This window comes from Vreelandella neptunia, from assembly GCF_034479615.1.
In the GTDB taxonomy this organism is placed as follows: Bacteria; Pseudomonadota; Gammaproteobacteria; order Pseudomonadales; family Halomonadaceae; genus Vreelandella; species Vreelandella neptunia.
This window is the reverse complement of sequence record NZ_CP140255.1, coordinates 4841044-4867208: the sequence shown is the minus strand read 5'-3', so window position 1 is coordinate 4867208 and position 26165 is coordinate 4841044. Positions and strand designations below refer to the sequence as shown.

The following is a 26165-nucleotide window of genomic DNA, read 5'->3' as shown; positions in this document are numbered from 1 at the left end:
TTTCAGCAGCTACTCCCCAACCCACCAATCCGCCTGATAGCGACTATCAGCACCGAGCAGCGGGGTAATTTCTGCCATCGCTGCGTCCAGGCGTTTATCCAACCCCCAGGGCGGATTAATCACCAGCATACCGCTACCGAACATGCCGCGGGCCTGCTCTTCTGGTTCGCGAAGCAGCAGCTCGCTACGCCATATTTTACGTATTCCGCTGGCCTGCAGCACGTCCAATAGCATTTGGTGATGCCCGGCAGGCAACAACGGGTACCAGATCATCATCACCGCATGGCGAGCCTTTTCCAGCACCTGGATAGCGGTATCAGCGACCTCCTGATACTCCACCTTGCGTTCAAAGCTTGGGTCAATCAGCACGCATACTCTGGGTGTTGCTACCGGTAGCATCGCTCTAACCCCTGCTAGCCCGTCGCCATACACGCGCTTGGCCTGGACAGGGAACGCCTGGCTATTTAAGTGCTGGTGTTCGCCGGGGTGCAGCTCAAACAGGCACAGCCGGTCTTGCTCGCGCAGCGGCTGGCTCAGCCACCAGGGCGAGCCTGGGTAGAGGGTCAATTCATTACGATCTGGCTGAGCCCCAACAATAGTTTTTAACCAGCTACTCAGTAGCGCGTCGGTTAGCTGTTCACGCTTCTGCCACAGTGGCCAGATGCCCTCACGGTACTCTTGTAGTCGCTGGGTCTCTTTGGTGGCTAATGGATAAAGCCCTCTACCGGCATGTGTGTCTATATATGTAATAGATGTTTTTTTACGTAATAGATAATCAGTGACGGCGTAAAGCGTGAGATGCTTATGTGCATCGGCAAAATTACCGGCATGGTAGGCGTGTTGGTAGGACAGCATGGTAGCTCGTAAACAGGTGAACGAAAAAAGCCCGCTATAGAAGCATAGCGGGCTTTGAGCGGCAATGTGCAGCTTTAAGAGGCTTACTTAGCTCTGGCCGTTACCAGTAGGGGTTAAGGTAATTTCTACCCGACGGTTTTGAGCACGGCCCTGCTCATTGTCGTTGCTGGCGACTGGCCGAGTAGCACCGTAACCAGAAGTATTCAGGCGCATGGATGAAACGCCGTTCTGAGACAAGTAGCTGGCCACGGCTTGGGCACGACGCTCAGATAGACGCTGGTTATAGCTCGCATCACCGGTACTGTCAGTGTGGCCAGCGATACTAACGCGGGTATCCTGGTACTGGGAAAGTACATTAGCCACTTCATTGAGTGAACCACGCGCTTCACTAGTCAACTCAGCAGAGTCAAAGCCAAAGGTAACGCCGCTGGGCATATTGAGCACGATATCGTCACCACGACGATCAATCTCAATACGTGACCCTTGCAGGTTTTCACGCAGTTGCTGCTCTTGGCGATCCATGTAGACACCAATACCGGCGCCCGCCGCCGCGCCCACAGCCGCACCAATTAACGCACGATCCCGGCGGCTGGTACTACCATCGCCAGAAAGTGCCCCAGCAGCGGCACCAACGGCGGCACCAATCCCGGTACCCATCGCGGTGCTAGAGCGCTGCGTTTGGCCACCGTAAGGATCCGATGTAGCACAACCGGCCAGTAGAATAGCAGCCGCCAACGGTGTCAGTAGTCTAGAAATTCGCATCACTCACTCCTTGTTATGTTCGAGACATCTTTATATTCATCGCTAATCAATCATCACTGATCAAGGCTAGCAACTCATTCAAGAATAATAGACCTTGAGGCGATGCACGCAGCTTTTCAGGCATTTGCATCAAAAGTCCTTTTTTCTCGGCGGATTGTAAACGCGCCAGTAACATAGCATTTGGCTGCCCAGTGTTAGCTCTCCATGTCTCAAGTGACACCCCGTCGGTGAGCCGTAAAGCGTTCATGGCAAACTCTAACGGCAGCTCATCCGCTTTTATAAGCTGCTTACCGGCTATAAAGCCACGCAGGTCACCCGTGCGCTTTAAATATGCGTCCGGCTGGCGAGTTTTCCAGCGCCGCTCAATGTACCACTCCCCATTTGGGTCAATACGGCTAAGCTTGCCATGGGCACCCGCACCAATCCCGAGGTAATCACCAAACTGCCAGTAATTAAGGTTATGGCGGCTCTGATGATCAGCGGCTGCGTAAGCCGAAATCTCGTAGCGTTTAAACCCCGCCTTCTCTAAAAGCTGATGTCCCGTGTCCTGAATATCCCAAAGCGCCTCCTCTTCAGGCAGCACCGGCGGGTGAGAGTGAAAAGCGGTATTAGGCTCAAGGGTCAACTGATACCAGGAGAGATGTTCAGGTGCCAACGCCAGCGCTTGGTTAATATCATCCAGTGCCAATTGAGGCGTTTGATCAGGCAAGCCGTGCATAAGGTCAATATTAATGTTGCTAAAACCTGCCTGGCGAGCCTGCGTCACCGCAGTAATCGCTTCATCACCGCTATGAATTCGCCCCAGTGCATGCAGTTGATCGGGCTGAAAACTTTGAATACCCAGCGAGAGACGGTTAATCCCTGCTTTCCGGTAACCAATGAAACGCTCTTGCTCAGTGGTTCCTGGGTTCGCCTCTAAGGTAATCTCAATACCATCCGCGAAGGGTAAACGGGCTTCGATCTGTTTCAATAATTGTTCGTAAAACGCTGGCGACAGTAGGCTGGGTGTCCCACCGCCAATAAAGATCGTGTGAATTTCACGGCCAGCCACCAGATTAAGATCGTTATCCAAATCTTGTAACAGCGCATCTAAATAGGCGGCTTCAGGTAAATCCCGCGGTGTAAAACCGTGCGTGCCCGGCTCATGAGAATTGAAATCACAATATGGGCATTTACGGACACACCAGGGCGTGTGGATATAGAGAGAGAGTGGCGGCAGCGTATCAGCCATGCGCCACCTTCAGCAGCTCCACTAACCCCTGCAACGCGCGACCACGATGGCTAAGGCGATTTTTGCTTTCGCTGGGCAGCTCGGCAACGCTCATACCCTGATCGGGTAACCAGAAAAGCGGATCATAGCCGAATCCTTCCTTTCCCCGAGGATGAGCAAGAATCTCGCCTTCCCAACTTCGCTGCACAATGACAGGCACCGGGTCTTTCGGGTGGCGTAAATAAACTAGCACGCACCAGTAACGTCCACTCCGCTGGCCTTCCGCACAGTCACTTAATGCGGTTAACAACGTCTGGTTATTTTTCTCGTCGCTTCTCGGCTCACCGCCATACCGAGCGGAATAGATCCCGGGCGCACCATTGAGTGCATCTACTTCAAGCCCAGAATCGTCAGCTAATGCCGGCAATCCACTGATGAGGCTCGCTTCACGCGCTTTTAACAGTGCATTTTCGACGAAGGTTAGCCCTGTCTCTTCCACATCAGTGACACCAAAATCCGCCTGGGGTCGAACATCGAAACCCAAAGGGGAAAGTAATTGATTGAATTCTCTTAATTTTCCTGCATTGCCACTGGCAAGAACAAGGGTATTGACGGCGGCCATGGTATGTACTCCTAACAGTAGAGCATCAGTTTACGCGCTCAAAGATCGTATCAAAAGCCAGCAAAATGTTATCAAATGTATCTAATGATAAATAACTACAAAAACTCATTATCCTTAACAAGTAGTTGTTTTATAAAGATAAATTTTATAAAAGAAAATATAAGCCTTAATACAAGCAAAATAATTAGTAACAAAACTTTACGAAAAGCATCTTATGGTCAACACTTCTCTTGCTACCCGCTCACTCTTTCTTTCCACGAGGGCACCCCAATGTCGCAGGAAAAGTCTACCGGAACGGTGTATGTCGTTACCGAAAAAAGTCCCCAAGTCCAGCTGTTCGCTGAATACTTGAACAAGCACACCGGTTGCCAAATTAGTATCCATTCTCCCCACGCGGCGCTACCCATTTCTGCTTCCGGCAACATGTTGATTCTTATCGATAGTGATCATATAGGCATTGATGCACTGCCCGAATGGCAAGATAAGTTACCCGATGCACTCACTAAAACTCCCCTGGCCGCCTTTAACATTCACGATATGGATCACGCCCTTGAAGCGCTTTCATGCGCACAGCTAAAAGGCGTGTTTTATCGTAATGAAAGCCTTGAGGTCATCTGTAAAGGCATAACCGCGCTACTCGAAGGAGAGCTGTGGATGTCACGGGATTTGATGGCGCGTTTGATTCTGTTCTATCGCAAATACCAGAGTAATGCCTTTCGCCCAGCCTGCGGACTCACTAACCGAGAAATGGAAATTATTTCCCTACTTAGCGCAGGCTCTTCAAATCAACAAATTGCCGAAAAACTGTTTGTTAGTGAACACACCGTTAAGTCACACCTTTACAACATTTTTCGCAAAATTAACGTTCACAACCGCATTCAAGCGCTCAATTGGATTCATCAGAATCTGGGCCCAATTCTGCCCAATATTGAGGCCGCACGCAGTCTTCAACGACATCGTTCGCGCTAATGCGCAAGGGTAACTGTCATGTCATCAATGAACCGTTTATCCATCAATGTTTTCTTAATGGCGGTATGGATCGGGTCATCTTTAGCATTAGCTAACGAACCAGCAAACCCAACCGATGCATTACCTGCCAACGAACAAGAAGCGATTGACGCTATTAATCAGCTCTCCAGTCCTGATGGGCCTGAAGTGCAAGGCAGCACTAACGGAGGAAGTGAGCTAACTGGCGTCATGGTAGATAGAACAATCACCATGGCCGGTAAAACCTTCTACCGAGCCTTTAGCCAGCGGGCAATGGATAACCTGATTATCGGCAATGCCACCATCACTATTAAAGAGCGCCCCGATGCACGATGGGGAAGCCAAGTATGGGTGATGGAAGGTAACCGTATGTATTTCCGTACACAGCTCTCCCCCAGGATCAATGAAGCTGATCGTGCCGCTGGGGAAGCCGTGCAAACCGTCGAAGAAGCGCTGCTACGCCAACAGCTAGCCTCTGCGCTTACCTCTGACAAAGACCTGGGAAAAGAGGAGTTAAACTAATGAAAACAAATCGTTTACGTCCATCAGTAAAGTTGCTGGCCGCAACCTCACTGTTAAGCGCACTATCACTTTCGGCCTTTGCCGGAGACCTCGTCTACCAACCCATTAATCCCTCATTCGGTGGTGATCCTTTCGTAGGTAGTTATCTACTGAGTAAGGCCCAGTCTCAGGATACCAATACAGATCCTAATGCTCGACGATCCGAACCATTGTCTTCAACAGCACGTTTGATTCAGAGCCTTGAAAGCCGACTTATTTCCCAACTTATTAGCGATGTAGGGAATGGCGATGTAGGTGAAGGCAGCTTTGATAGCGATGAGTTTGGTGTCGTGGTAAGGGATAACGGGGGGCAACTGACCGTTCAAGTGGTAGATAAAGTTACCGGCGACGTTACCACTATTAACGTCGGCGGTTTATTCAATCCTTAAGTCAAATTGTTGTACTCATGCTTAAAAATTAAGACGCAATAAAACAAGGGAACAATCATGAGAATCTTACTTGTTGGAATAATGGCAGTTTGGCTAAGTGGCTGTGCTGGCACCGTTGCTACCTCGGAAAATCTAGAAGGTGCCCCTCCTACGCTTACTCCTAGAGGTGCTGCATACCAAGACCTTGTGTCGCTGCCGCCTCCCGCCGGTCGTATCTTTGTTTCGGTATATGATTTCCGAGACCAGACAGGCCAGTATCGACCGGCACCGGCCAGTACCTTTTCCACGGCAGTCACACAAGGGGCAGCAGCAATGCTGACCGGGGCACTTGCAGACTCAGGTTGGTTTATCCCACTTGAGCGTGTTGGGTTGCAAAACCTGCTCACTGAGCGGCGTATCATCCGAGCAGAATTTGAACGCTTTGGTCAACCTGATACGCTGCCTTCACTTAGAGCGGCTTCCGTAATGCTGGAAGGCGGTATTATCGCCTATGAATCCAACGTACGTACCGGTGGTGCTGGCGTGGAGTACTTCGGGATCGGTGCATCAGGCCAATACCAAGTCGATCAGGTTACTGTGAATCTTAGAGCGGTAGAAATTTCGACTGGTGAAGTACTGGCAAACGTTACCACTACCAAAACTATCTATTCCAAAGAATTAAGAGCCGGTGTATACCGTTTCATCGACTTCAGTAGGCTACTTGAAGCAGAAGCTGGCATTACGACCAACGAGCCCGTACAAATGGCGGTGATGTCTGCCATCGAGTCTTCGGTCATTCATTTGATCGCACAAGGGGTGGAAAATCGACTGTGGAACCTACCTAACAATATAAATTTCGATGAAACGATATTGTCTGATTACATTAACGCCCCAATACCGCAGCTATAACTAATAAAATATAACTTGATATAACTACTGCTGTATAACTCAGCCACATCAATCAAGGGAACCTTCAAGGTCATGCTAAAGCATGGCCTTTTTTTAAAGTAAAATTCTATTTATTTTTTAAATAATTGAATTATATATAAATATTAATATCCCTATCAATAACCATTTACTGACTCTAAGTAGATTCATGGCCAATGCTACTTGATATAAATAATACTTTTATTGTTAGAAAAAACTATTTTTAAAAAAAGTCAAACCAAAAAATTTCCTATACCAAAAAAAGGTTCAGAAGCCACAATAAGGTCATCTAAAAATAAACAGACATCCTTTGGAAGGGATAATAAGTGAATAACTGTTATGGCCATATCCCAATAAGGCGCATTTTGAAATGGTTTTTATTAGAATTAGCACTATCAATTATATTAGTTATAACGATATTTTCTTTCAGTGACAAATTAAAATTCAACATTAGCGCTTAACGCCGATATTCGTCAATTCGGCATAGCAAGCGACATCAGGATTACAAAATCGGGGAGTGACCTGCGGAGCATCAGTTTCGAACACCAAGCGTATTCGGACAATGCACTGCCGGTCATCATCGATGAACCACTGAATGGCATCAGGCTAGCTCAGTGATCACCAAAGCAAGATGATCGAAACCAAAGGGGAAATACCATGAAACTGCAACTTACCGTAATTGCTGCTGCTATTGCTCTTTCTGCCAGTGCCGCCTCATTGGCAGATGCAAGAGATCCTGTTTATGAAGTTAATGGTAATACTATGAATAACGGAAAGGGGGCATTTGATCAACAAGGAGTGATACGATCCGATATGGATGGTTGGAGCTCATTAAACATAGATAATGGCACTGCCGGTGTACGCGAAACAGACCATGAGCAAATCAATCAGACAGGCAGTACGTTGAACTCAGCACAGGCTGGTACTGAGCAATATTCTGAGATCATTCAAAGCGGCCCGTATGGTGGCTCTTCAACTGGAAATGAAGCTTATGTAGATCAAGGTCAAAATGGCGGAGGCAGTGAAGAGAACGTTTCTCTTATAAAGCAAATTAATGGATCCACTAACAAAGCAACTGTGTATCAAAAAGGGAATGGTTTCAATGAATCGCGTGTAGTTCAAATTAATGGGGATGCAAACACGGCAGCTGTAAACCAATATGGTATGAACGACCAGTCAGACATCAGCCAGTCCTATGGTGACCACAATACAGCTACAGTTAATCAATATAATGGAGAATATAATCAATCCATTATTATACAACGTAATGGGGACTGGAATAAAGCAACGGTTGAACAACGAAATAGTAACTGGAGTGATTCGTACATTGAGCAGAATGGATTTAATAACACAGCAGACGTAAGTCAACGAAATAATTCAGACTATAGTGACTCAATAATTCGTCAATCCGGTGATTATAATGAAGCCGAAGTTGATCAGCAAAATAACTCTGATCAAACTTGGAGTTTTATCGAGCAGCGTGATAATAATCACTTAGCCGAAGTCACTCAAAATAATGCTGATTTGAGCGCCTCATATATATACCAGGGTGGCAATAGTGGAGGGCATGAGGCCTATGTGACACAGCAAAACGAGTACAGTAGTGTATCAATGGTTCGTCAGAACGGGGCTACAGCTATTGCCAACCATACTCAAACTGGTGGCTCGGGCAACGTCGCAAGCTCGTACCAGTGGTAAAAAGATATCCAATATATGACTATATTTACAGCCGCCCTAAGGGGCGGTTTTTTATTACCACTACTTATAAATTGACAGATAGCTTGATAAGTATGAAAAAAACCATTTACTAGTTACTCATAACTATTAGTTTTTTAATATTTTGATTCAATTTAAGTAACTATGGTAACTCCGCCTATTCCCTCCATACTTAAGTCAACAAAAAGTTACATAAGAACACAATATACTAATGAGGATATGTCCGTGGAAACCAAATGGGTCTTCAGAAGCGCTCTGAAGCGTGGAATTGAATCTAAGAGCAGAGGCACTGAGGCCAGCTTACTCATCACGCTGGTACCAGTACTCATGGTGTTGTCATTGTCAACTTCTGTTTCTGCCGAGGAGAATAGCTTTAATGCTCCTCAAATAGACGAACGGAAAGCCCAAGTGGTTATCAATGAAAATAACGTACAACTGGATAGTTTTGAAGAGGCATTTGCTCAAAGCCGTGCCAATGTGGCGTTGATCCGACAAATTGGTGACGAAAATAATAGCACTATTAACCAGAACCTTAATAGTCATGGCCGCGCCAACCTAGCTTCAGTTTATCAGAACGGTAATTTTAACGAAGCCATTATTAATCAAGAAGGCTCAAATAATACCGGCCTTATACACCAAAACGGTAGTCGACACGAAGCCAGTATTACTCAGAGTGGTAACCAACTCGAGTCTCAAATTAATCAGTATGGGTTTGATAGTAACATCACAATTTCACATTCGGGGAGTGGCTACCAAGGCATTAGCGTTGAACAACAAGCATTTTCAGGCAATGCACGCTCGGTCACCGTCGAAAATTACTGAACAATAATCGTTGTTCAGTAATAACCAAAGCAAGTAAATCATAAAGGGGAAACACCATGAAAACTCAAATCACCACTATCGCTGCTGCCATTGCTCTTGCTATGAGTGCCACTGCTCTTGCAGGTAGCGATTCGACTATCGACCAAACAGGTGACGACAACGTCAATAACGTCACTCAGTATGGCACCCAAGAATCCAGAATTTATCAATATGGTGATGACAATACAGCCACTGTCACACAAGATGATAATTATCGTGGTGGGGAAAACTATTCCAATATCGAGCAAACAGATGACGGTAATAGTGCCGTCGTTAACCAACTAGGCTATAAAAATGATTCGGGTGTTTATCAGACAAGTGATGATAACAACGCCGATGTTTATCAAAACGGAAATTATAATGAATCATGGATTAAGCAAAGCGGCTGGGGTGACCATAGCGCTAAGGTAGTTCAGGAAGGCAAGTCAAATGATTCCGGCATTCAGCAATATGGTTGGAATAACTCAGCCGATGTTTATCAAAACGGATATGATAATGAATCATGGGTTGAGCAAAATAATAGTGGAAATAATGCTAACGTCGTACAAGAGGGTACGGAAAACAAATCTGGAATTCAACAAGAAGGTGGCTATTTATTTGGCAATACAGCTAATGTCAACCAAGATGGTTATAAAAATGAGTCGTGGATTGAGCAAGATGGCTCTTTTAACACGGATAGTGTAATCCAGAATGGAGACTACTTAGATAGTACGATTATCACTACTGGTTATAATAACACTAGCAATACCTATCAGTCAGGTATGTTCAATGACTCATTTATCAAAACTGATGGCAATTTTAATGTTCATTCAGTAACTCAATCGGGATATAGCCATAACTCACATATCTCTACCTACGGCAATGGTAACAGCAATACTGTTACTCAAGCCCAGTAATTTTTTGATGATATTTTCTCAACCGCCCCTATCCAGGGGCGGTTTTTTATTACCGAATAGAAACCGTCAAAGTACCACCTGCTCCTTGGGTAGACGAACTGGAACGATTACTGCCTTTCTGAATATCCACTTCCAACCGCTCATCGTCACTTAACAGTTTTACCGTTCCTTCAAGCTCTGTACCAGTAAAGGTGTACTCCGCAGGCACTGTGCCGCTCTCTTCAACGTGCTCGGTGGTTTCGCCTTCATGGGTAATGCGCCAGTGGGCGGAAAACTCGGCGCCTGGCGAACCGCTCATGGTGATATGAATTTGGGTCATGTCCTGCTCCTGAGGCGACTGTGCAGCCAGCGGCAAGCAGGCTAGCAGCCCTGCTGCGCAGATCACATATCGCCAATCCGTTGATCGTGTCATGAGTTTAGCTCTCAACTAACATAAGAGCCGCTCAAGGTGAGCGGCTCTTGCAGTATAGCGGGCTTTAAGTTACTTGCCGTTACATTACTGCGAAGGCTTTTTCTGCAGCATCCAGGGTGAACTGAATGTCTTCCGGTGTGTGAGCGCTGGACATAAAACCTGCTTCGTAAGCCGATGGCGCCAAGTAAACACCGTGATCGAGCATCGCACCAAAGAAGCGGCGGAAGGCATCCGGGTTACAGGCGGTGGCTTGGGCAAAGTTATCCACACGACTTTGAGAGGTGAAGAAGAGGCCGAACATACCGCCGGCCGACTGCGTCATCATCGGTACCCGTGCGGCATTGGCTCGCTCCTGAAGGCCCGCACAAAGGGTATTAACCCGTTGGGTAAGCGCATCGTGGAAGCCCGGCACCTGAAGTTTGGTTAACAGTGCCACACCTGCGGCCATCGCCAACGGGTTACCCGACAACGTGCCCGCTTGGTAAACCGGCCCCAGGGGGGAGATATTTTGCATTATCTCGCGCTTGCCACCAAAGGCGCCCACCGGCATGCCACCACCGACAATTTTTCCCAAGCAGGTTAGGTCGGGCACTATACCGAAGTGGGCTTGGGCACCGCCCAATGCCACGCGAAAACCGGTCATCACTTCGTCAAAAATAAGCACGCTGCCGTGCTCGTTACATACCCGGCGCAGGGTTTCCAAAAAGCCAGGTTGAGGCGGGATACAATTCATGTTGCCAGCAACGGGCTCAACAATAATGCAGGCAATTTGTTCACCGATTTCGCTAAAACACGCTTCAACCCCTTCAGGGTCATTAAACGAGAGGGTAATAGTGTGTTCAGCCAGCGATGCAGGCACGCCCGGCGAGCTGGGTTCGCCGTGGGTAAGCGCGCCTGAGCCTGCCTTAACCAGCAGTGAATCAGAGTGACCGTGGTAGTTACCCTCGAATTTAACGATCTTATCGCGGCCAGTGGTACCTCGCGCCAGGCGTATCGCCGACATGGTGGCTTCGGTGCCCGAACTGGTCATGCGCACCATATCCATGGAGGGGATCATCTCGCAGATCAAATCCGCCATGGTGGTTTCGACTGCGGTAGGGGTACCGAAGGACAGGCCGTTGTCTAATCGCGCCCGCACGGCTGCCAATACGTCTTGATCGGCATGCCCGGTGATCATGGGCCCCCAGGAGCCGACATAGTCCACGTAGCGATTACCTTCGACGTCAAACAGAAAGGCGCCTTGGGCACGCTCCATAAAGACCGGCGGGCGGTGTAAGCCTTTAAACGCCCGCACGGGCGAGTTTACCCCACCCGGTATATGGCGACTGGCAAGATCGAACAGTTCAGCTGATGTAGTCATGGCATCCTCTCGGTCGATGGCGTACAGAAGATAGGATTAAAAACGGACAGCCCGTGAAAAACGATGTGGCAAACATTGCCCGCTGGGCGGCTGAAAGCCTTGAGACAGGCTTTGCCAAGTAAAGTGCTGCGCCTGTTCACAAGCAGTTGGTAAGCGCTCACCAACTGCTAGGCGAGCGGCAATGGCCGATGCCAGCGTGCAGCCAGAACCATGGAAGATGTCGGGCAAACGTGGCCACTGCCACTGGCGAGTGGTATCGGGCGAGTGCAAGGTATGCACTACCTGCTGGTCATTGCCGGGCAGCGGCTCATCCGTGGCAGTGACCAGAATGGCTTGGCACCCTTGTGACATTAGTACCACCGCACGGGCCGTATCATCGAAAGGGGTCATTATGTCGGGCGTAAGCTGGGCCAGCTCAGCACGATTGGGGGTTAAGATATCCACAAGCGGAAGCAAGCGATCAATAAACAATTGACGCAAAGCAGGTGTGGATAACTCAGTCCCACCACCGGCCTTAAAGACCGGATCGGCCACAACGGGAATGCCTGGAAAACGGCGAATGATTTGCTCCGCTGCGCGCAGGGTATCTTCGTCAGCGAGTAGACCAATCTTTATCGCCGCGACCTGCATCTCACTAATTGCCTCGGCCATTTGGCGCATCGCGGCCGGCTCAGCAGGAATCACGCGGGTCACATTATGACAATTCTGTACCGTCAGCGCAGTGGGAATCGTTACAGCCCAACCACCACAGGCCGCAATGGCTTCACTGTCAGCAATTAACCCTGCGCCACCAGTCGGGTCATGCCCGGCGAGTACCAACACCACGGGAGGAAGCGGTTGGCGCATCAAAAGGGCTTCACAACGGCAAGCAGAATAATTGCCACGAGCGCGATCACCGGCGCTTCGTTAAACCAGCGGAAAAACACATGGCCTTTGGTACAGCGATCCTGGGCAAACTGCTTCAAATAGATCAAACAAACGTGATGATAGGCGATAAGTAGAACCACTAGTGCCAGCTTGGCGTGCATCCAGCCCTGGCTAAACCATTCGGGCACCAGGTAGAGCATCCAGCCACCAAAAATGAGTACCGCAATCATCGACGGCGTCATAATGCCACGGTAAAGCTTACGCTCCATGGTTTTGAAATAGCTAATGGCCTGTTCGTCGCCGTTATCCCGCGCGGTGGCGTGATACACATACAGGCGGGGTAAATAGAACAGCGCAGCGAACCACGTTACTACGGCCATTAAGTGAATAGCCTTTACCCATAGGTACATTGTCGCTCCTTAAAGAGATGAATCCTTCTCGCGTTTATCAGTGCCAAGGGCATCGGCGGCGCGTGGGTCAGTGTAGTGATAATAACGCTCGATGGCGCCACGGGTGATAATACCTGAAATACGCCGCTGCTTTGGGCGATAGCCATGAACAACGTAGAGCGCCCCTAGAGCGTTATCCTGCAGTTTTAGAAACGCTTCGGAAAGCGTTGCCTGTAAACCAATCGGCGCCAGCTCTAAACGCTGCCCGGGGATTTCCAGTAGATCAATCAGCTCATCCTCAGGCGGCTCTTCCCCCTGCAGCGCTTCATCGTGCTCAAGTAGCCAGCGTGCCAGTTCAGCGGCTTTTAGCGCCAGCACAGGTTTTTCCTCTGTTGACCGCTCAATCACTAACCACACCGGGTTATTCTCTAATAAAAGCCGCGCTTGGTCAGGGGTAATCATTCGCTCGGTGCGCACTAGTTGACGCTCCATCACCGCAGGCACTGAAACCCGTGAAAGTGCCTGCATCAACGGCTGCTGAAGCGGGTGCAGCCCGTAGCGCACCGTGCTGATAAAAAAACCTTCACAGCCGGTCAATTGACGCGAGGTTAAGCACGCCACCACCACCGCCAACATGCCGGGAAGCATAATACTCGGCGTATGGGTTAACTCCAAAAGTGCCATTAGGGCAGCCAGGGGCGCTTGTAACACCGCCCCCATCATTGCGGCCATACCTAGCATCGCGTAAATGCCCGGATCCGCGGCTTTATCAGACCAAAGCCAGCCCCCCAGTAAACCAAACAGCGCGCCTGTAGCAGCGCCTATAACCAGCACCGGGCCGATAATACCGATGGGAACACCGCCAGCGACAGTGAGCGCAGTAAGCAGCAGTTTGACGATCATCAGCGCCAGCAGCACTTTAATTTCCAACTGATTATTGAGCGCCGCCGCCACGCTGTCATAGCCGATGCCTTGAACCTGGGGGAACCACCAAGCCACTGCGCCAGTTGCCACCCCCACCAAGCCAAGACGCATCCAGAGCGGCCACTGCATAATCCGCTGACTGCGTGAAATATGAATAAACAAGCCTGCGAGTAGGCCAATCACAAGCCCCGTCACGACAATCCACGGCAAATTGATCAATGAGCCTAGCCCGGATGTTGCATCGGGTTGGTCAGCAGCACCCAAATGCCAGGTTTGGTGGCGATGATGCCGCCCAGAGCTGGAAGTTGGCTATATATTGATCAATTTCCTGAGCTCAAGGCGCATTTCCCCCTACCCCCATGTGTTTTCTGTGCCGGGGACAGCACGCCGCGGCGCTATCCCGGCACCAGCTTGCTGGCCAGCTTCAGGAAGAGGTCCTGCTCCGGGTACTGGCTGCTCAACATCAGCCGAATCGTGCGCGTGTTGCGGGTGATGACAGCGCCGATCTTCAGCAGCTTCAGGCGGAGGGTGTTGACCTGGGCCTGGGCGAAGGCGGTGCGCTTGAGGTAGACCCGGCGCAGCCGCTCCAGCAGCAGGTAGGCCAACCCCGACAGCAGCAGTCGGTACTGGTTGGGCCACCATTCGTGGCAGCTGGTGCGGTCGGAGAACAGGAACTGCTGCTCCTTGATACGGTTCTCCATCTCGCCCCGAGCACAGTAGCGGTGGTCATAGAGCCACTCGGCGCTGCAGCCGCGCAGGCTGGTGACCACATAGCGGGTGTTGAAGCCACGCCGGCTGGTCTCGGACTTGACGATGACCTTTCGTCGACGCTCCTTCCAGCTCTTGGCAGCGTACTCGATGAAGCCGAAGACACGCTCCTTCTCCCAGGTCTTCTCGAAGCGGATGGCCGACGCGTAGTCGATGTTCAGAGCCAGCTTGGCCAAGCGCTTGTTGCCGGCGAGGCCGATGATGTAATCGACGCCGTGGCGGTCACACCAGTTGAGGATCAGTGGACGGCAGAAGCCGCTGTCGCCTCGGAAGACGATCTTCACCTCAGGCCACGCCTGGCGCAGCCGCCGGACCAACAGGGCGAGGATGGCACCGGCGTGGTGAGCGGCATCCAGCGAGGCCGGACGCAGATAGCTGACCAGCAGCTGGTCGCCACAGAATACGAACAGCGGCAGGAAGATGTAGTGGTTGTAGTAGCCGTTGAAGTGCCGCCCGAGCTGCTGGCCATGCACCCGATCGTCGGTGGCATCGAAGTCGAGGTAGAGCGGTTTCTTGGGTGGCCGCCGGAACGAGCGGATGAACTGCTCGATCATCTCTTCGTGGATGGTGATCGCCCAGTCCCGGTCGGCTTGCTGCTCGAAGCGGCACAAGGTGGACTGACTGGCCAGCACGCCATCGGTATCGACGGCGGTCTGCAGGGCGATATCGTGACGCAGGGCCTGGTGGTCATTGAGATCCTCATAGCCCAGCGCCAGGCCGAACACGCGCTGCCGGACCAGGGTTTCGGTGCGATGCAGGCAGCGCTGAGCGTCGCGCTCGTCGCTGAGCCGGCGAGCGACGGCGCGGGTCAGGCCCATCTCGCGATCGAGCTGCCGCAGCAGCAGGATACCGCCGTCGGAAGTGAGATCACCGCCATCGAAACGGGCGATGACCTGACGGCCTTTGCAGCGTGGAAAGGAAGCGGACGGCGTGGTACATTTTGTCATGGCGGCTGAGGCGGTTGGTTCTTGTGTAGGAGCTTGAATTATAACCGATTTTCAGCCGCCTTTTTCATGTCTTATGCAATATCCAGGCTAGTGCTATCTCAGGAATACGGAAGGCGGGCTCGTTGCCATAAGCCAACTGCGCCACCAGCGCCCCCATGGTGGAGGCCAATATCACCGGCATAAAGCTCATCAAGGTGTACTCCATCATCACCACTTCCATAGCGAAGATGACACCCGCAATGGGGGTATTAAAGGAAGCGGAGATGGCGGCTGCAGTCCCGCATGCAACCAGCACCCTAAGGCTGTTATTAGGCAGGCGCATCTGCTGGCCAAGCCCGCTGGCCGCCGCGGCCCCCAAGTGAATCGCCGGCCCCTCACGGCCAGCAGAGAGGCCACCCAGGACGGATATGACACCGACCCACCACTGGTTGAGCCAGTTGCGCAGGGGAAAACGGCCTTGGTGGTAGGTAAGCCGCTCGATCACATGGCCAACACCCAGCTTACGCGCCGCCGGTTTTTGCCTGTACAGCAACACTCCCACTAGCGTTACTGCCAGCATGGGCAACAGCGCGCGCAGCCACGACGCCATGCTTTCAAACGCTTCTGGGTCACCATCGGTCATGTAGAGCGCGGCGCCCGCTTCCAAAAGCAGCCGAAACGCTACCATCACAGCGCCGGTAATAACGCCTGAGACCAGCCCCAGCACACATAGCTGTGGAAGGGCGTCGACGTTGGCCAGCTGGCGACGAAAACTCTCTAAGGTAAAATCCGACAGGGAAAAACGCGCCACAGCGACCTTCCTGATGATGAGTTCTAGTGTTCTTATCTCTCTACTCTCTTGTGTATCATAGACTGCTAAGCTTCGACAGCGCGCAGCAATCCGCTTAGGCTGTATAACTGAAGCGAATGTGAAAACCGTTCTGCGTAACCCGCAAGGAGTGATTTGTGATTAAGGTCGGCATTGTTGGCGGTACCGGGTATACCGGCGTTGAGTTACTGCGGCTACTCGCCCAGCACCCCCAGGTCAACGTCGCCATGATTACCTCGCGCTCGGAAACCGGCGTCAAGGTGTGCGATATGTACCCCAACCTGCGCGGCCATTACGACACCTTGGCGTTTAGCGAGCCGGACGCCAAACAGCTGGGTGCCATGGATGCGGTATTTTTTGCCACACCCCATGGCGTTGCCCACGCCCTAGCCGGTGAGCTACTCGAAAACGGCACTCGGGTGATTGATCTATCGGCCGATTTCCGGCTGCGCGATGCTGACGAGTGGAGCCGCTGGTACGGCCAGGCCCACGGTGCCCCGGAATTGTTGCAAGAGGCAGTATACGGGCTGCCGGAAATGCACCGGGAGAAAATCAAAAACGCACGCTTAATTGCGGTTCCCGGTTGCTACCCCACCAGCGTTCAGTTGGGCTACCTGCCGCTTCTGGAAGCGGGTTTGATCGACCCAGGCCAACTCATTGCTGACTGCAAATCCGGCGTTACCGGCGCAGGCCGCGGCGCTAAAGTAGGTTCACTGCTTGCCGAAGCTAGCGAGTCGATGAAAGCCTACGGCGCCTCGGGCCACCGCCATCTGCCGGAAATTAGCCAGGGACTTAGGGATATCCAGCAATCCACGGTGGGTTTAACCTTTGTGCCCCACTTAACGCCGATGATTCGCGGCATTCACTCCACCCTTTACGGCCAGCTAACCGCTGACCCCGGTGATCTGCAGGCACTCTTTGAGCAGCGCTATGCTAACGAACCCTTTGTTGATGTGATGCCTGCGGGAAGCCATCCTGAAACGCGCAGTGTCAAAGGTATCAACACCTGCCGCTTGGCAGTGCACCGCCCGGGCAATGGCAACACCGTCGTCGTGCTATCGGTGATCGATAACCTGGTCAAAGGCGCCTCCGGGCAAGCGATTCAAAACCTCAACCTGATGTTCGGCTTTGATGAGAACACCGGCCTCACCGCCCCCGCGCTGATGCCTTGAACCAAACAAAACACCAGCATTCAGAGAATACCTCAAAGGGGTTCTTTACCAAGGCAGTTAACGTGATGCGAGGGCAGGTTGGAGCGAGGGTCTTTTTCCAGGGCCGGAATAATGTTCCCGACAATTCCGGCATTTCCGCCATCCATGGCGGTCAGATGTCGAAAGTAGCGCCCAGACAGCGCCCTCGCGGAAACCTGCCCTCGCCAGCTAAGATTCACCTAACTAATTCCCAGCAATAGTTGACCAATTTGCTGGGAATTACCCATAATCACCCCCCAATGCCGATTTATTCGTTCTTAAAGCTCGCGGGAGGTACCCATGAGCGGTGCAGAAGCCTTTGTTCCTACTCCACTACTGCTCTCTGATAGCGCACGCAAACGTATTAATGCGCTGATTGCAGAAGAAAATAACCCATCCCTTAAACTGCGGGTCTATGTAACAGGTGGTGGCTGTTCAGGTTTTCAGTACGGTTTCGACTTTGCCGAAAACGTCGCCGACGATGACACCGTTATAGAGTTCGGTAACGCAGCCCTAGTGGTTGATCCCCTCTCCTACCAATACTTGGTAGGCTCCACCGTCGACTACGAAGAGGGCCTAGCGGGCGCACGTTTTCGCATTCAAAACCCTAATGCAACCACCACCTGCGGCTGCGGCGCCTCCTTTATGGTCTAAACAGCGTTGGCCCGCAGCGCTCCCCGTGACTTGACGCCCTGACGGTTTCTCGCCAAGGTTAATAGGTCAACAACGGCTTAAATAACGGTTTATAAAGAGCATCAAACGGTAAAAACCGCTTTGTAACCCGCCACCAGCCACATAAAGCACGGGGAAACTTATGAAAGTAGCACTACCACTCAGCCTAACCAAAACGACGCTGGCGCTTGCACTGGGATTGGGCAGCGCCACTGCCGCCATGGCCCAAACGCCATCGGTGAACGTGGCCACTGACCCAAGCTTTGTTCCGTTTGAAATGATGGATCAAGAGACCGGCGAAATGGTCGGCTTCGATATGGATATCATCAACGAAGTCGCCGAACGCGCAGGCTTTGAAGTCAACCTCACGACCATGGAGTTCTCCGGCATCATTCCCGCCGTGCAAACCGGTAGCCAGGAAATCGCCATTGCCGGTACCACCATTACCGAAGAGCGTGCCGAAGTTGTCGACTTCTCCGACCCCTACTACGATTCCGGTCTTCGCATTATTGTGCGTGCCGATAACGACAGCGTCGAAACGCTAGAAGACCTTCAGGATCTCGCCGTCGGTACCAAAATTGGTTCCACCAGCTACGACTACCTGCAGCAAGAGCTTGGCGAAGATGCGGACATCACCCCCTTCCCGGGAACTGCCGACATGTACATGGCGCTGCTAGGCCGCAACGTAGACGCAGTGCTCTATGACGCCCCTAACGTCGCCTACTTCTCGCAAACACGTGGCGAAGGCCGTACCAAGGTTGTTGGCCCGCTATATGAAGGCCAGCAGTACGGCATCGTCTTCCACAAAGGCAGCGAGTGGGTGGAACCCACCAATGAAGCGCTCGCCGCGATGAAGGAAGACGGCACTTACGATGAGATCTACACCAAATGGTTTGGTGAAGCCCCCAGCGAAGAGTGAGCGTAAAACCTCAATAATAGCGTAACGCCATTACAGGGCCGGGTGGCCAAAACCCCCGGCCCTGCTGCGTTGATCATGTATTTTTTGCCAACTGCTTTTTTGTTTCAGGAGTCTACGCGTGGACGTCAATTTTCAGTTTGATTGGTCGGCGGCGTTTGGGTCTATCCCTTACCTGCTGCCGGGTATTCCCTGGACGCTACTTATCTCATTTGGCGGCTTGGCCATTGGTTTTTTTATCGGCATATTTTTTGGGCTGTTACGCATTAGCCGTCTGCGCTGGCTACGCTGGCCGGCCATCATTTATGTCGAAGTATTCCGCGGCACGCCAATTCTGGTGCAAGTGCTGTTTATTTTTTACGGCTTACCACAGCTTCTGGGTGGGCCAATCAACGCCCTGGTCGCCGGTATTGCCGCAATCGCCGTTAACTCCGGTGCTTACATCTCTGAAATCGTGCGTGGCGGTGTACAGTCGATTGAGCGCGGTCAAGGGGAAGCTTCGCTCTCCCTGGGCCTTTCCCGCACTCAGGCGTTTCGCTACGTTATCTGGCCCCAGGCGTTTCGGCGCATGATCCCCCCTCTTGGCAACCAGGGCATTATCAGTATCAAAGACACCTCCCTGTTCTCGGTAATCGGCGTCGGTGAGCTAGTGCGCCAAGGGCAGATCTATATCGCCACCACCTTCACGGCCCTTGAGGTCTACTTCATGGTCGCTCTGATGTATCTGGCGATCACCTGGACGCTCTCCATTATCCTGCGCCAACTTGAGCGCAGAGGCCTGGCCGGACAATAAGGACACGCGCAATGAGCGAGACATTGAACAACACAACGCAACCAATTGTGCGTATGCAGCAGCTCAACAAGCACTTTGGCAGCCTGCACGTACTCAACGATATTGACCTTACGATTGTGCCCGGTGAAGTAGTCGTGATCATCGGCGCCAGTGGCTCAGGCAAATCGACGCTGATTCGCTGTATTAACGGCCTGGAAGAGTTCCAATCAGGCAATCTGGTGGTCGATAACAACGAACTGCTACCCCATGGTAAAAGTACCCAAGCACTGCAGACCATCCGCACCGAAGTGGGCATGGTCTTTCAGCAATTCAACCTGTTTCCCCATCTCAGTGTCATTGATAACGTCACCCTGGCGCCAATGAAAGTGCGCGGTTTAAGCCGTGACGACGCGGTCAGCAATGCCAAGCGGCTGCTTGACCGGGTGGGTATCGCCGACCAGGCCGATAAGTACCCCAGCCAGCTCTCAGGCGGCCAGCAGCAGCGTGTGGCACTTGCTCGCGCCTTGGCCATGGAGCCCCGGCTGATGCTATTTGACGAGCCCACATCGGCGCTTGACCCGGAAATGATCGGTGAAGTGTTGGATGCCATGCGCGAACTGGCCAAAGAGGGCATGACCATGGTGATTGTGACCCATGAAATGGGCTTTGCCCGTGAGGTTGCCGACCGGGTGATTTTTATCCATAAAGGCGAGATTACCGAGCAGGGACACCCGGAAAAACTGTTCGATTCACCGCAGCATGAACGTACTCAATCCTTCCTTGCCCGGGTGCTTAAACACTAAATGTGATCACTTCATGCCTTCGCATAGACCTGCGCTTGGCACCTAAATAACCCGTTCGCTAATGCGAAATGACGCTTTTTTACCGGCCTGTCGACACGACAGGCCATTTTTTTGCCTGTGGATAAACTTTTTTTACATTGATCGTTTTTATCTCCGTAGGGCCTACCATGGGAGCCTCTTAGCATTAGCTCCACACCCAACGGTGGTTGTTCACAGGTGCGGTAACAACCCAGGTACTGGCCGGTGGATAAGGCGTGGCTAATTGCATCTGTGGATAAGGTGCTATTTCATCCACAGGCTTAACACCCTTTCTGCCCAGGCACTCCCGCCTTCAAACATGTAGAAGTCAACAATATAAGTTGATGAAATAATTAATGATTAATCGCTTATGCACAGAAATTGTCCACACTAGTAGTTACAACATTTACAGAACTTCTCTTATTTTATATTTATGTTGTTATTAATAGAGGCTGTTTAACGATTAGGGGTGTGGAAAAACCTGACGGTTACCCACAGGGGGTTTATACTTGCCGCCTCATTGATCTAAGGTGGCTGCGTCTAGAATCGACTGCCTGGCCACATCATCCGTGCCAATTGGCACAAGACGAGGTGTCTCTTGAATTACCCCGACCGCTTTGACGTGATAGTCATCGGCGGTGGCCATGCGGGAACCGAAGCCGCACTGGCCTCTGCTCGCATGGGCTGTCAGACCCTACTGCTCACCCATAACATCGAAACTCTGGGCCAAATGTCGTGTAATCCCGCCATTGGCGGCATCGGCAAAAGTCACTTGGTCAAGGAAATTGATGCACTGGGCGGCGCCATGGGGCTTGCCACGGACTTGGGTGGCATCCAGTTTCGCGTGCTCAATGCCAGCAAAGGGCCCGCCGTTCGGGCCACTCGTGCCCAGGCTGACCGCATCCGTTACAAGGCAGCGATCCGCGGAATGCTGGAAAACCAGCCCAACTTAACGATCTTCCAGCAAGCCGCTGGCGATCTGATTGTGGATAACGACACCGTACGAGGCGTCGTCACCGAAACCGGTATCCGCTTTCATGCGGACAGCGTCGTGCTGTGTACCGGGACATTTTTGGGTGGCGTGATTCACATTGGTTTGGATCAAAGCAAAGGTGGCCGAGCAGGCGATCCACCCTCCAATGCGCTGGCCGAACGTCTGCGCGCACTGCCGTTTCGGGTTGATCGCCTAAAAACCGGTACGCCACCGCGGATTGATGCCAAAACGGTAGATTTTTCCCAGTTGGAAGAGCAGCCCGGCGATAGCCCAACGCCGGTTATGTCCTATCTGGGATCACGGGAAATGCATCCTCAGCAAGTGAGTTGCCATATTGCTCACACCAATCAGCAGACTCATGATCTGATTCTGGCCAACCTTGATCGCTCGCCGATGTATTCCGGCGTCATTGAAGGGATCGGACCGCGTTACTGCCCATCGATCGAAGACAAGGTTCATCGCTTTGCCGATAAATCCAGCCACCAGGTATTTATCGAACCCGAAGGCCTGGATACCCATGAGCTCTACCCCAACGGCATCTCGACCTCGCTACCCTTTGACGTGCAGATTCAGGTCGTGCGTTCTATCAAAGGTCTGGAAAACGCCCATATCACCCGGCCTGGCTACGCCATTGAGTACGACTTTTTTGATCCGCGGGATTTAAAACACTCGCTGGAAACAAAATTTATCCACAACCTGTTTTTTGCCGGCCAAATCAACGGCACTACCGGTTACGAAGAAGCCGGCGCGCAAGGGTTGCTAGCGGGCCTGAATGCCGCCCGCCGTTCCCAGGAGTTGGACGCCTGGTATCCCCGTCGCGATGAAGCCTATCTTGGTGTACTGGTCGACGACTTGATTACCATGGGCACCAAAGAGCCGTATCGCATGTTTACTTCACGTGCGGAGTACCGCCTGCTGCTGCGGGAAGACAACGCGGATCTGCGCTTAACCGAAGCGGGCCGGGAATTGGGTATTGTCGACGACACGCGCTGGGCAGCGTTTAGCCAAAAACGCGAGGCTATCGAACAAGAGAGCGCGCGGTTAAGCACCCTGTGGATACAACCGGGAAGCCCTGCGGCTGAACAAGTGGCCGAAAAAACTGGGGCACCGCTCACTCGCGAGTATTGCCTGAGTGATCTGCTTAAACGTCCTGAATTGAATTACAGCGATTTGGCCAATCTACCCGGTATCGAGGGCACCCTGGTCACTGACCCGGCAGTCGCCGAGCAGGTGCAGATTCAGGCAAAGTATCAAGGTTATATCGATCGCCAGCAGCATGAGATCGATAAACTCAAACGCCACGAAGCCACGCCACTGCCTGCAGAACTGGATTATTTAAAAGTGGAAGGTTTGTCTAACGAAATTCGCCAAAAGCTGGCTGAAGCGCGGCCGGAAACGCTTGCCCATGCGGCGCGGATTTCAGGCGTCACCCCGGCGGCCGTCTCTATTTTGCTGGTGCATCTGAAAAAGCGCCGGTTGGTGGCCGCAGCTGAGGTAGTTAACGGATGAGTTCGTTGAACCCACTGTTGAAAACTCTGCCTGCAAGCGTTGCACCACGGCTCGATCAAGGTCTTAGCCAGTTAGGCATCGCCGTTGACGAACATCAACGCCAGCAGCTGCTAGGCTTATTGGCACTGTTGCACAAGTGGAACCGGGCTTATAACCTCACAGCGGTACGCGAGGTGGATGACATGGTGTCGCGCCACGTGTTGGATAGCGCCGCTGTGCTGCCCTATGTGCAGGGGCCGCGGCTACTGGATGTGGGCGCGGGCCCAGGACTTCCTGGCATCGTATTAGCGATATTAGCCCCTCAGCTTGATGTGACACTGCTGGACAGCAATGGCAAAAAGGTGCGCTTTCAGCGCCAGGCGGTAATGGAGCTCGGGCTTGAAAACGTCACTCCCGTACAGGCGCGGGTGGAACAGTTTGAAGCCGCCACTTTCGATCAGGTGATTTCCCGGGCATTTGCCAGCTTGGTCGATTTTGTCACCTTGACCCGCCAGCTACCCAGCGCCGATGGCCAGTGGTTAGCCATGAAAGGCCCGGGGGCGGATGATGAACTGCGCGACCTGCCCGCCGGTATACGTTTACACCAGCGTCATTTGTTGGAAGTACCCTTTGAGGCAGCCCAGCGGCAGCTGCTGATCTTGGATGTTGAAAGCTAAATGTGAAAGCTGAATATTGATTGAAAGCTGAACGTTGATTCTGACCCCCAGAAGGAGTTGAGCAAGTGAGCCAGATCATTGCCCTGACCAACCAAAAAGGCGGCGTGGGCAAGACCACCTCGGCCGTTAACCTGGCGGCCAGTCTCGCTGCGCTCGACCGTCGCGTACTGCTGGTGGATCTTGACCCCCAAGGCCATGCCAGCATGGGCAGCGGCATAGATAAGTACGAGCTCAATAAAAGCGTGCTTGACGTTCTACTGGGCGAAGCAACGGCCGCTGATACGATTGTCAAAAAGCTGGCGGTCAAGTATGACGTACTGCCGGGTAACGGTGATCTCACCGCCGCTGAAGTCGAGCTGTTGGATCGCGATAAAAGCGAGAGCTGCTTAACCAGCGCACTGGCTTCGGTCTCGGATGCCTATGACGTAGTGTTGATCGACTGCCCGCCCTCTTTGAACATGCTAACCGTGAATGCATTAACGGCTTCCGATAGCGTGCTGATCCCTCTTCAGTGCGAATTTTACGCCCTGGAGGGGCTGTCAGCCCTGCTCGATACCGTTGAGCAGATTAAGCAAAATGTGAATCCTGATCTGGCCATTGCGGGCATTTTGCGCACTATGTACGACAAGCGCACCAGCTTAACGCGGGAAGTGGATAAGCAGTTGCGAGACTATTTTGGCGACATGCTGTTGAAAACGACCATTCCTCGCAACGTAAAAGTTGCCGAAGCGCCGAGCCACGGGTTACCCGTTACGCAATATGCCCGATTCTCCCGGGGTAGCCAGGCCTATCGTGTGTTGGCGAAAGAGATGATTCGTCGCCTAGCGTTATAAAATGAGGAAAAGCGAATGACGCGTAAACCCGCGCTGGGACGTGGCCTGGATGCCCTGATTGGTGCCGGTGCCCGTCGCCGTGACAGCTTAGAACTTGCCGGTAGTGGCACCCCGTTGGAGCTTTCTGACGCCGCGCGTAGTGCCGCGGCCGACGACGTTAGCGAAGATCGCCTTGAACGCCTGCCGTTAGGGCAATTAACGCGGGGTAAATATCAGCCGCGCCGGGATATTCAGCCCGAAGCGCTAGAAGAGCTGGCAGACTCCATTCGCGCCCAGGGCGTTATGCAGCCCATCGTGGTGCGCCCAATCGGCGTGGATCGCTACGAAATTATTGCCGGTGAGCGCCGCTGGCGGGCAGCTCAGCTCGCCGAGCTGGACGTTATCCCGGCGGTGATCCGTGAAGTCAGTGATGAAGTTGCCCTGGCGCTGGCGCTGATTGAAAACATTCAGCGTGAAAACCTCAACGCCATCGAAGAAGCCATGGCGCTCAAGCGTCTGGGCGAAGAGTTTGAGCTTACCCAGCAGCAGATTGCCGACGCAGTGGGTAAGTCGCGCACTCAGGTGGCCAACCTGTTACGTCTGTTGGCGCTAGATCCGGAAGTGCAAACCCTGCTCGAACGGGGTGACCTGGATATGGGGCACGCAAGAGCGTTGCTGACGCTGAATAGCACCCAGCAGCGGCAGGTGGCTCATGAGGTGGTCAATAACGATATGACGGTGCGGGCCACCGAAGCGCTGGTGAAAAAAGTCCAAACCAGCCAAACGCCAATCAAAACGCCTAGTCGTCAAAGTAAGCAGCCCGATGTGGCCAAGCTTGAAACCCACCTTGGCGAGCTGCTTGGCGCGCCAGTTTCCATTGATCATGGTCAAAAAGGCAAAGGTAAATTAACGATACGCTATACCAGCCTCGAAGAATTGGACGGTATCTTAAATCATATTAAATAGCAGGCTATTCAATATCACGCAAGAAGCGCACACGTTTTCCCCCTTTGGTCGCAAATCAGCCCTTAAGCGGGCAAAATCGGTGCGACTTCGGTTGAAGGTGTGATAGCGCTTCCCTATAATCGCGCAAGATTTGTGCAGGTTGCCTTGGTTTGTCTAGCTATTAGCTTGTCGAGGTATTGGTTTTTATCAGTGAGGCTGGGCCGGTATGCAGCGATACGAAACCCAGCGTCGAAAAGCCTATGTCGTTCGACTCACGATCGCGCAACTGATGATCACCTTCGTTGGTATGCTGGCCGCCTATCTAGTCGCCGATTTAGAAGGCGTGTCATCGGTGTTTAAAGGGGCGCTGGTAGCTTTATTACCGCATGCCTTTTTTATCAAGCGAATGGGGGTTTTGCGCGGGACTAGCCCTTCAAAGGCTGCGATGCGCCTGTTTCGTGCCGAGGCTGGCAAGTTTGGTTTGACGGTGGCACTGTTTGTCGCAGTGTTCGTGGCAGCGCCCCCCTCAAACCCTACTTTCTTTTTTTATGCTTATGTTGCGGTTGTTCTAACGCATTGGCTTACGCCTTGGTTAATGCCAAAAAACGCTAATGCCTAGAAAATTGCACAACTGATTG

The 26165-nt window shown here is 52.2% G+C and carries 26 protein-coding genes and 2 pseudogenes; 17 read left to right on the top strand and 11 right to left on the bottom strand.

What is annotated here, in order from left to right; genetic code table 11:
• Positions 1–9 precede the first annotated feature (9 nt).
• The 4 genes from SR894_RS22525 to rdgB form a co-directional block, all read right to left on the bottom strand.
• Positions 10–855 (bottom strand): 23S rRNA (adenine(2030)-N(6))-methyltransferase RlmJ, encoded by an 846-nt coding sequence (locus SR894_RS22525; protein WP_223289075.1) that lies wholly within the window; start codon positions 853–855, stop codon positions 10–12.
• A gap of 87 nt (positions 856–942) precedes the next feature.
• Positions 943–1617: a YiaD family glycine zipper/OmpA-like lipoprotein gene (locus SR894_RS22520; protein WP_133733130.1), complete on the bottom strand. Its 675-nt coding sequence runs from the start codon at positions 1615–1617 to the stop codon at positions 943–945.
• A 46-nt stretch (positions 1618–1663) separates the two neighbouring features.
• Positions 1664–2848: a radical SAM family heme chaperone HemW gene (hemW, locus tag SR894_RS22515; protein WP_223289074.1), complete on the bottom strand. Its 1185-nt coding sequence runs from the start codon at positions 2846–2848 to the stop codon at positions 1664–1666.
• Positions 2841–3449 (bottom strand): RdgB/HAM1 family non-canonical purine NTP pyrophosphatase, encoded by a 609-nt coding sequence (gene rdgB, locus SR894_RS22510; RefSeq protein WP_223289073.1) that lies wholly within the window; start codon positions 3447–3449, stop codon positions 2841–2843. Before rdgB ends, hemW begins: the two co-directional genes overlap by 8 nt.
• A 270-nt stretch (positions 3450–3719) precedes the next feature.
• Between rdgB and SR894_RS22505 the strand changes: the two genes are divergently transcribed.
• The 7 genes from SR894_RS22505 to SR894_RS22475 all read left to right on the top strand — a co-directional run bounded on the left by SR894_RS22505 (position 3720) and on the right by SR894_RS22475 (position 9765).
• Positions 3720–4418 carry a response regulator transcription factor gene (locus SR894_RS22505; RefSeq protein WP_133733133.1) on the top strand — a complete coding sequence of 233 codons (699 nt, stop codon included), beginning with the start codon at positions 3720–3722 and terminating at the stop codon, positions 4416–4418.
• An 18-nt stretch (positions 4419–4436) separates the two neighbouring features.
• Positions 4437–4958 carry a CsgE family curli-type amyloid fiber assembly protein gene (locus SR894_RS22500; protein WP_223289072.1) on the top strand — a complete coding sequence of 174 codons (522 nt, stop codon included), beginning with the start codon at positions 4437–4439 and terminating at the stop codon, positions 4956–4958.
• Positions 4958–5386, top strand: coding sequence for a curli assembly protein CsgF (locus SR894_RS22495; protein WP_133733135.1), 429 nt, complete (start codon positions 4958–4960; stop codon positions 5384–5386). The genes SR894_RS22500 and SR894_RS22495 overlap by 1 nt, the downstream gene beginning before the upstream one ends.
• 57 nt (positions 5387–5443) lie before the next feature.
• On the top strand, positions 5444–6274 hold the full coding sequence (locus SR894_RS22490) for a CsgG/HfaB family protein (protein WP_133733136.1): 831 nt from the start codon (positions 5444–5446) through the stop codon (positions 6272–6274).
• A 675-nt stretch (positions 6275–6949) separates the two neighbouring features.
• Complete coding sequence (locus tag SR894_RS22485; RefSeq protein ID WP_133733137.1) at positions 6950–7990, top strand: hypothetical protein; 1041 nt, start codon at positions 6950–6952, stop codon at positions 7988–7990.
• A gap of 243 nt (positions 7991–8233) precedes the next feature.
• On the top strand, positions 8234–8830 hold the full coding sequence (locus SR894_RS22480) for a hypothetical protein (protein WP_166650424.1): 597 nt from the start codon (positions 8234–8236) through the stop codon (positions 8828–8830).
• A 56-nt stretch (positions 8831–8886) separates the two neighbouring features.
• On the top strand, positions 8887–9765 hold the full coding sequence (locus tag SR894_RS22475) for a curlin subunit CsgB (protein WP_223289071.1): 879 nt from the start codon (positions 8887–8889) through the stop codon (positions 9763–9765).
• Positions 9766–9814: 49 nt separating this feature from the next.
• Here the strand turns inward: SR894_RS22475 and SR894_RS22470 are convergent, their stop codons facing one another.
• The 7 genes and pseudogenes from SR894_RS22470 to SR894_RS22440 form a co-directional block, all read right to left on the bottom strand.
• Positions 9815–10177, bottom strand: coding sequence for a hypothetical protein (locus SR894_RS22470; RefSeq protein ID WP_227404035.1), 363 nt, complete (start codon positions 10175–10177; stop codon positions 9815–9817).
• A gap of 79 nt (positions 10178–10256) precedes the next feature.
• Positions 10257–11537: a glutamate-1-semialdehyde 2,1-aminomutase gene (gene hemL, locus SR894_RS22465; RefSeq protein ID WP_133733140.1), complete on the bottom strand. Its 1281-nt coding sequence runs from the start codon at positions 11535–11537 to the stop codon at positions 10257–10259.
• Positions 11538–11573: 36 nt separating this feature from the next.
• On the bottom strand, positions 11574–12383 hold the full coding sequence (gene thiD, locus SR894_RS22460) for a bifunctional hydroxymethylpyrimidine kinase/phosphomethylpyrimidine kinase (RefSeq protein ID WP_088698250.1): 810 nt from the start codon (positions 12381–12383) through the stop codon (positions 11574–11576).
• Complete coding sequence (gene hemJ / locus SR894_RS22455; RefSeq protein ID WP_022521043.1) at positions 12383–12814, bottom strand: protoporphyrinogen oxidase HemJ; 432 nt, start codon at positions 12812–12814, stop codon at positions 12383–12385. The genes thiD and hemJ overlap by 1 nt, the downstream gene beginning before the upstream one ends.
• 9 nt (positions 12815–12823) lie before the next feature.
• A pseudogene (locus SR894_RS22450) lies at positions 12824–13945 on the bottom strand (chloride channel protein); the annotation flags it as partial.
• A gap of 167 nt (positions 13946–14112) precedes the next feature.
• Positions 14113–15432 carry an IS1380 family transposase gene (locus SR894_RS22445; RefSeq protein ID WP_031218338.1) on the bottom strand — a complete coding sequence of 440 codons (1320 nt, stop codon included), beginning with the start codon at positions 15430–15432 and terminating at the stop codon, positions 14113–14115.
• Positions 15433–15505: 73 nt separating this feature from the next.
• Positions 15506–16222 (bottom strand): annotated as a pseudogene (locus SR894_RS22440) (chloride channel protein); the annotation flags it as partial.
• A gap of 155 nt (positions 16223–16377) precedes the next feature.
• Between SR894_RS22440 and argC the strand changes: the two are divergent.
• The 10 genes from argC (at position 16378) to SR894_RS22390 (ending at position 26146) form a co-directional block, all read left to right on the top strand.
• Positions 16378–17412, top strand: coding sequence for an N-acetyl-gamma-glutamyl-phosphate reductase (argC, locus tag SR894_RS22435; protein WP_223288264.1), 1035 nt, complete (start codon positions 16378–16380; stop codon positions 17410–17412).
• Between the two features lie 318 nt (positions 17413–17730).
• Positions 17731–18084 (top strand): iron-sulfur cluster insertion protein ErpA, encoded by a 354-nt coding sequence (gene erpA / locus SR894_RS22430; protein WP_113270206.1) that lies wholly within the window; start codon positions 17731–17733, stop codon positions 18082–18084.
• A 160-nt stretch (positions 18085–18244) separates the two neighbouring features.
• The gene (locus SR894_RS22425; protein WP_133733143.1) at positions 18245–19021 is read left to right on the top strand and encodes a transporter substrate-binding domain-containing protein; all 777 of its coding nucleotides are present in this window, start codon (positions 18245–18247) and stop codon (positions 19019–19021) included.
• Positions 19022–19139: 118 nt separating this feature from the next.
• On the top strand, positions 19140–19811 hold the full coding sequence (locus tag SR894_RS22420; protein WP_180090860.1) for an amino acid ABC transporter permease: 672 nt from the start codon (positions 19140–19142) through the stop codon (positions 19809–19811).
• 11 nt (positions 19812–19822) lie between these two features.
• Positions 19823–20593: an amino acid ABC transporter ATP-binding protein gene (locus tag SR894_RS22415; RefSeq protein WP_246638146.1), complete on the top strand. Its 771-nt coding sequence runs from the start codon at positions 19823–19825 to the stop codon at positions 20591–20593.
• 616 nt (positions 20594–21209) lie between these two features.
• Positions 21210–23114, top strand: coding sequence for a tRNA uridine-5-carboxymethylaminomethyl(34) synthesis enzyme MnmG (mnmG, locus tag SR894_RS22410; protein ID WP_223288265.1), 1905 nt, complete (start codon positions 21210–21212; stop codon positions 23112–23114).
• Complete coding sequence (gene rsmG, locus SR894_RS22405) at positions 23111–23770, top strand: 16S rRNA (guanine(527)-N(7))-methyltransferase RsmG (RefSeq protein ID WP_223288266.1); 660 nt, start codon at positions 23111–23113, stop codon at positions 23768–23770. Before mnmG ends, rsmG begins: the two co-directional genes overlap by 4 nt.
• Positions 23771–23835: 65 nt before the next feature.
• The gene (locus tag SR894_RS22400; protein WP_133733147.1) at positions 23836–24603 is read left to right on the top strand and encodes a ParA family protein; all 768 of its coding nucleotides are present in this window, start codon (positions 23836–23838) and stop codon (positions 24601–24603) included.
• A gap of 15 nt (positions 24604–24618) precedes the next feature.
• Positions 24619–25548: a ParB/RepB/Spo0J family partition protein gene (locus SR894_RS22395; RefSeq protein WP_133733148.1), complete on the top strand. Its 930-nt coding sequence runs from the start codon at positions 24619–24621 to the stop codon at positions 25546–25548.
• Positions 25549–25753: 205 nt separating this feature from the next.
• A complete protein-coding gene (locus SR894_RS22390; RefSeq protein WP_133733149.1) occupies positions 25754–26146 on the top strand; it encodes an ATP synthase subunit I in 393 nt (130 codons plus the stop codon).
• Positions 26147–26165: the final 19 nt, after the last annotated feature.